Source organism: Moorena sp. SIO2C4 (assembly GCF_010672485.1).
Lineage (GTDB): Bacteria > Cyanobacteriota > Cyanobacteriia > Cyanobacteriales > Coleofasciculaceae > Moorena > Moorena producens.
In genome coordinates this window covers 1-2,944 of sequence record NZ_JAAHGN010000966.1, presented here as the reverse complement: position 1 = coordinate 2,944, position 2,944 = coordinate 1, and the positions used below count along the sequence as shown (strand labels likewise).

The window sequence follows — 2,944 nt, the reverse complement described above, 5'->3', positions numbered from 1 at the left end:
AAAAATCAAATTAATTCTATCAAGTCGGGACAGCCATTATTCTGTCATTGTTTGTATGTCCGTTAGGGTTGTGCAAGCTATCAGCTATCAGGTATCAGCTATCAGGTATCAGCTATCAGGTATCAGGTATCAGGTATCAGGTATCAGGTATCAGGTATCAGCTATCAGGTATTAGCTATCAGCGGTCAGATATCAGGTATTAGCTATCAGGTATCAGCTATCAGCGGTCAGCTATCAGGTATCAGGTATCAGCTAATAGCTATTAGCTTATGGGCTACATCACGCTTGTGGCCTGTGCTACGGCTGACCACTGACCACTGACCGCTGACCGCTGACTGCTGTTCGCGTAGCGTGCGCGTAGCGCATATGCTGATAGCTGAATGCTGATAGCTGAATGCTGATAGCTGAATGCTTACGTTAATTTTTAGGAGTGAAGGTGAGGAGTGAAGGAACCATGAAACTTTCTGTTGTTGTTGGTACCTATAATCGATTGAGTCTTCTGAAGCAATGTATTACTAGTATTCTTGAACAAACATCAACCCCTACGAAAATTTATGTAACTGATGCGGGGTCTGATGATGGCACTATTGAGTATTTAAATGCGATCGCATCCTCAAATCCACAGGTGATTCCGATTTTGGTGGGAGAAAAGCTTGGTCAAGCTAAAGCCTATAATGATGTGTTCAGACTTATAGATACTCCCTATGTGTGTTGGGTAAGTGATGATAATGTCATTGTGAATCAGGGTCTGGATACGGCGGTAAAAATACTTGAGGAAAAGCCGAAGATCGGGATGGTAGCTCTGAAAGTAAGGGATAAACAAGGTCCCTTCGTGAGTGCTCCCTATATTGGTGGTGTCTCAGTAATTGGTGTGTTAAATGTTAACCAAGGTGTGCTGAGAACTTCCGTATTAAAACAGGTGGGTGGATTCTGTGAAGTATTTCGAGATTATGGGATTGATCCGGATTTGACCACGAAAGTTTTATATTCAGGGAATGATATCGTTTATACTAAAAAAATTGCTATTCATCATTACCGGAATTGGAGTTCGGATCCTAATTCTCCAGAATATGCCCAAATGATGGAGAGGCAAAAGCACTATAAAGCCCTTTATGCGGAACGGTACTCAAAGTATGCTAAAGCAGGTTGGTTATGGCAACTGAAAAAGTATCTTTGGGCATTGTTTCGTAAAGGGATCGGGTTTGATCAACACTACAATTCAGACCAACCGATCTTCTGGAATCTCATCCCTCGGGATTGGCACAACATCATGACCAGTCGGTATATTAGTATCACCGATCCGATGACTACCCAACGTAAAAGTTATCACTTAATTCAACATTGTCCAGGATATTTACGACCGAGATCATTTGAAGTCGAGCCGTTATCGTAAAAGCTATCAGTTATCAGCTATCAGCTATCAGCTATCAGCTATCAGCTATCAGCTATCAGCTATAAGTTATTAGCTATATAGCAATTATATATCCCATAAGGTACAACTTGATCCCCCTAAATCCCCCTTAATAAGGGGGACTTTGAGGTTGACAAGCGTACCTCATAACTGGGAGAAACGCTATAAGTTATTAGCTATCAGCTATAAGTTATTAGCTATCAGCTATAAGTTATTAGCTATCAGCTATCAGCTAAAGGCTGACCGCTGACGGCTGACCGCTGACCGCTGACGGCTGAATGCTGACAAAAAGACAAATAAGTATTGAAATCTCAGCTAATTAATGGTAAACCATTGGTCAGTGGTGAAAAACCGATAGGAATTTATTGGTTGTAGGAGTGTAAAATGTCCCGAAGACTGACTATTAATGGTTTTGAAATTAATGACGATAGCGATTGCTTTGTGATTGCTGAAATTGGGAATAACCATCAAGGCAGCTTGGAAAAGTGTAAAGAAATGTTCCGGATTGCTAAGGAATGCGGAGCGAATGCTGTAAAACTACAAAAACGAGACAATCGTGCCCTTTACACGAAAGCTGCTTTTGACAGACCTTATGACCATGAAAATAGTTTTGGTTTGACCTACGGTGAGCATCGGGAGTTTCTAGAATTTGGTGCTTACGAATATCAGGAATTGAAAAAGTATGCTGAAGAAGTAGGGATTACGTTTTTCTCTACTGCTTTTGATATTCCGAGTGCGGACTTTTTGGGTGAGTTGGATATGCCAGCTTATAAGATCGCTTCTGGAGACCTTAAGAGCTTGCCCCTAATTAAACATGTTGCCCAATTCCAAAAGCCGATGATCGTTAGCACGGGTGCAGCTACTTTAGAGGATGTGCAACGGGTTTATGATGCGATCATGCCGATTAACCCCCAGCTGTGTATCCTCCAATGTACGGCAAGCTATCCAGCGGACTTTGAAGAACTTGACCTGAAGGTGATCGAGACCTATCGGGAACTGTTCAGTGATATTGTGATTGGTCTATCTAGCCATGACAACGGTATCGCCATGGCAGTGGCGGCTTATGTTCTTGGGGCTCGTGTGATTGAGAAACACTTTACCCTGAACCGGGCGATGAAAGGAACAGACCATGCTTTCTCGTTAGAACCGACAGGGTTGCGCAAGATGGTAAGAGACCTCAGACGCACTCGCCAAGCTTTTGGGGATGGGGTGAAGAAAGTACACCTAAATGAACGTCCTGCTTACTTGAAGATGGGTAAAAAACTGGTTGCTGGGGATAATTTACCTGTAGGACATGTTTTAAGGGCAGAGGATATCGCGATGAAATCCCCAGGGGATGGTTTACCCCCTTATGAATTGGACCATGTGATTGGTAAAGTCTTAACCAAACCCCTAAGGGTGGATGAGTCGATTATGTTGGCTGGGTTGGTGGAAAATGTTGAAAAGGTTGCTTTGTAGGGTGTTGTTGGCTTCGTGAACTATTTTGACCTCTCTGGCAAAATCGCTATTGTTACTGGAGTCTTAGGTAAACTA

Annotated in this window: 2 protein-coding genes; both read left to right on the top strand. The window is 42.7% G+C overall.

Translation table 11 applies throughout. The features are described from left to right. Positions 1 to 454: 454 nt before the first annotated feature. The gene (locus tag F6K20_RS32175) at positions 455 to 1,393 is read left to right on the top strand and encodes a glycosyltransferase family 2 protein (RefSeq protein WP_008188059.1); all 939 of its coding nucleotides are present in this window, start codon (positions 455 to 457) and stop codon (positions 1,391 to 1,393) included. A gap of 402 nt (positions 1,394 to 1,795) precedes the next feature. Beyond that, complete coding sequence (locus F6K20_RS32170; RefSeq protein ID WP_287297474.1) at positions 1,796 to 2,869, top strand: N-acetylneuraminate synthase family protein; 1,074 nt, start codon at positions 1,796 to 1,798, stop codon at positions 2,867 to 2,869. Positions 2,870 to 2,944: the final 75 nt, after the last annotated feature.